The sequence below is a fragment of the Bariatricus sp. HCP28S3_F11 genome (assembly GCF_052065395.1).
GTDB lineage: Bacteria > Bacillota > Clostridia > Lachnospirales > Lachnospiraceae > Allocoprococcus.
This window is the reverse complement of sequence record NZ_JBQHUC010000112.1, coordinates 1-635: the sequence shown is the minus strand read 5'-3', so window position 1 is coordinate 635 and position 635 is coordinate 1. Positions and strand designations below refer to the sequence as shown.

2 protein-coding genes are annotated in these 635 nt (G+C 38.0%); both read left to right on the top strand.

The window, feature by feature from the left end:
- Nucleotides 1-126 precede the first annotated feature (126 nt).
- Nucleotides 127-321: a DUF3173 domain-containing protein gene (locus ACTNBR_RS16500; protein ID WP_427819918.1), complete on the top strand. Its 195-nt coding sequence runs from the start codon at nucleotides 127-129 to the stop codon at nucleotides 319-321.
- 32 nt (nucleotides 322-353) lie between these two features.
- The coding region (locus ACTNBR_RS16495) for an Arm DNA-binding domain-containing protein (RefSeq protein WP_441019271.1) at nucleotides 354-635 on the top strand (282 nt) is incomplete at its 3' end.

Sequence of the window (635 nt, the reverse complement as noted above, 5' to 3'; positions counted from 1 at the left end):
AAAAACTGCTATTTTTTTTTGAAAAAAGTAGTGGTTTCACGTACTTAGGGCTAGCCGTCGCGCTAGCGACTTGGTACAATAATGGACAGGTATTGAAGTTTTATCCTGTCCGTAGAAAGGAGCAGGATGATCACAGTAACAAAAAGTGATTTGATAAAGTTAGGTTATGGTCCTTCTTTTTCAGCAGATATTATCCGAGAAGCGAAAAAGCTGATGATTGCCAAAGGCCATACTTATTATCAATCAAAGAAACTGAACAGGGTACCAAAGGAAGCGGTTGAGGAATTATTGGGAATCACTTTGCCAGATACTGAAAACTAAGTGTACTTCTTGCATTAGAGAAGGAGTGTAACATGGCAAAAGATCCAATCAAGAAAGCAACTAACGGAACCTATTATTTCAGAGCGAATTTAGGAAAACACCCTGTAACTGGGAAACAAATACAAAAATATCGCAGTGGATTTGCAACAAAGAAAGAGGCTCGGGCAGAATATTCAAAGCTTATTCTGTCTACACCAGATGAGCTTACGGAAAAGAAAGAGGAAGTGACTTTCAAAAAATTTATTCAGGAGATTTATCTTCCCTGGTATAAAACCCAGGTAAAAGAAAGTACATACAAGAACAGGTATGCTACC